The organism is Nocardiopsis sp. TNDT3, assembly GCF_003427465.1.
In the GTDB taxonomy this organism is placed as follows: domain Bacteria; phylum Actinomycetota; class Actinomycetes; order Streptosporangiales; family Streptosporangiaceae; genus Nocardiopsis; species Nocardiopsis dassonvillei.
Genome location: NZ_QPFC01000633.1, coordinates 1 through 2,267, shown reverse-complemented (window position 1 = coordinate 2,267; position 2,267 = coordinate 1). Strand labels below are relative to the sequence as shown.

Annotated in this window: 2 protein-coding genes; both read left to right on the top strand. The window is 69.3% G+C overall.

Annotation, left to right across the window (positions count from 1 at the left end):
- The first annotated feature begins 157 nt into the window (after positions 1-157).
- Complete coding sequence (locus DQW06_RS16085; RefSeq protein ID WP_013156324.1) at positions 158-811, top strand: DUF1707 domain-containing protein; 654 nt, start codon at positions 158-160, stop codon at positions 809-811.
- Between the two features lie 101 nt (positions 812-912).
- Complete coding sequence (gene serB / locus DQW06_RS16080; protein WP_026338644.1) at positions 913-2,172, top strand: phosphoserine phosphatase SerB; 1,260 nt, start codon at positions 913-915, stop codon at positions 2,170-2,172.
- The last annotated feature ends 95 nt before the right edge of the window (positions 2,173-2,267 follow it).

Genomic DNA, 2,267 nt, shown 5'->3' with positions numbered 1-2,267 from the left:
CTCTGGAGGGGGGCGGGAACACCCTGGGACGGGGAACGGAATTCTCGGGGTCGGGCCAGGGGCGTTACCTGATCCCGGGAAGGCGGAGAATACCGATACTGGTTGTGTGGTCGGCCGGATCCCCGGCCCCACGGAAGGAACGAGGAGACCCGTCATCATGCAGCCCGAGCACATCCGAGCCTCCGACGCGGACCGGGACAAGGTTGCCGAGCGGCTGCGCGAGGCCCTGGCCGAGGGGCGGCTGACACCGGTCGAGCACGAGGAGCGACTGGACACCCTCTACAGGGCCAAGACCATGGGCGAGCTCGGACCCATCGTGGAGGACCTGCCCGCGCCCGGCCACGGGTACGACTACGCGTCGATGGAACGGCGTTCCGACGCGCCCAGCGGCATGGAGATCCTGGGCAGCGAGGCGCGTGACCTGGCCGGACAGAGCAAGGGCTCGGAGAACCTGGTCGCGGTGTTCGGCGGCTGCGAGCGCAAGGGCCGCTGGCTGGTCGAGCCGCGCACGAACGTGTCCGTGCTGTGCGGCGGGGTGGAACTGGACCTGCGCGAGGCTGTGCTCAGCCAGCACGAGGTGACCATCCAGGTCGCGGTGATCATGGGCGGAGTGGACATCGTCGTGCCCCACGGGGTCAGGGTGATCAACAACACGTCCGGGATCCTGGGCGGCGCCGATCTGCACGGAACGGACCAGGTCACCGATCCGAACGCCCCGGTCGTCCGTCTGACGGGAACCTGCATGCTGGGCGGGGTGGACGTCAAGGCCAAGGGCCCCAAGCGAAAGAAGAAGAGTCGGAAGGACAGGTGACGTACGTCGCGCCTACAGCTGTCCACATAGTGAACTAGCTGGGAAAAGGGTCAGCCCTGCGCGACGCCCCTCCGGGACGGCCGAGTACCGTGGACACCGCCATGAATGAGAAATCCACGCTGTTGGTGACGGTGACCGGCCACGACCGTCCGGGCATCAGTGCTCGTCTGCTGAGCACCCTCTCCGTCTTTCCGGTGACCATCGCCGACCTGGAACAGGTGGTCCTCGCGGGCCGCCTCGTGCTAGGCGCGGTCCTGGAGGTGGACGAGCGGGTGGCTCCCGGTGTGAGTCCCTCGCGGGTCTTCGAGGAGGTCCGCAACGCGCTCGACAAGACCGCCATCGACCTCGACATGGAGGTCGGCTACGGCAAGAGCGGAGGGAAGGACAACGGCCGCGTGAAGGCGGTCGTCCACGACCGGCTGCACGTGACCGTCCTGGCCGACCCGCTGCGTCCCGGCGCCCTGGGCGCCCTCACCTCGTGCGTCGCGCGCGCGGGCGCGAACATCGACCGGATCGAGCGGCTGTCCAGCTTCCCGGTGACCTCCGTGGAGATGGAGATCTCCGGCGGTGACGCCGACCAGCTGCGCGCCGAACTCGCCATGGAGGGGTCCACCCAGGGGGTGGACGTGGCCGTGCAGCCCAGCGGCCTGCACCGGCGGGCCAAGCACCTCATCGTCATGGACGTGGACTCCACGCTGATCCAGGGCGAGGTCATCGAGCTGCTGGCCGCGCACGCCGGATGCGCGGACGAGGTCGCCCGGGTCACCGAGGAGGCCATGCGCGGCGAGCTGGACTTCGAGGAGTCGCTGCGCCGCCGGGTGATGCTGCTGAGGGGCTTGGACGCCTCCGCCATTCCCAAGGTATGCGAGGAGATCCAGCTGACACCGGGCGCCAGGACGCTGGTCCGCACCCTGAAGCGCCTGGGGTACGAGTGCGGGATCGTCAGCGGCGGCTTCACCCAGTTCACGGACGTGCTCGTGGAGCGCCTCGGGTTGGACTACGCCGCCGCGAACACCCTGGAGATCGTCGACGGCAAGCTCACCGGCGAACTGGTGGGGCCGATCATCGACCGCAAGGGCAAGGCGACCACCCTGGAGCGGTTCGCCGCGGAGGCCGGTGTGCCCCTGGAGCAGACCGTGGCCGTGGGCGACGGCGCGAACGACCTGGACATGCTGCAGGCGGCGGGGCTGGGCGTGGCGTTCAACGCCAAGCCGGTCGTGCGGCAGCAGGCCGACACCTCGGTGAGCGTGCCCTACCTGGACACGATCGCGTTCATCCTCGGAATCACCCGGGAGGAGATCGAGGCCGCGGACATGCGGGACCAGATCGATCCGGTGTCGGGTTCGGTGCCGCACGACTGACGTCTCCGGCTGGCTCCCCGGAACCACCAGGCCCCGCTCCCACACCCGGGAACGGGGCCTTTTGTCCACAGGACGCGAGACGCTCTGGCACCGCC

Coding starts and splice junctions, on each gene's coding strand:
- DQW06_RS16085 (WP_013156324.1), top strand. CDS start 158: ATGCAGCCCGAGCACATCCGAGCCTCCGACGCGGACCGGGACAAGGTT.
- serB (WP_026338644.1), top strand. CDS start 913: ATGAATGAGAAATCCACGCTGTTGGTGACGGTGACCGGCCACGACCGT.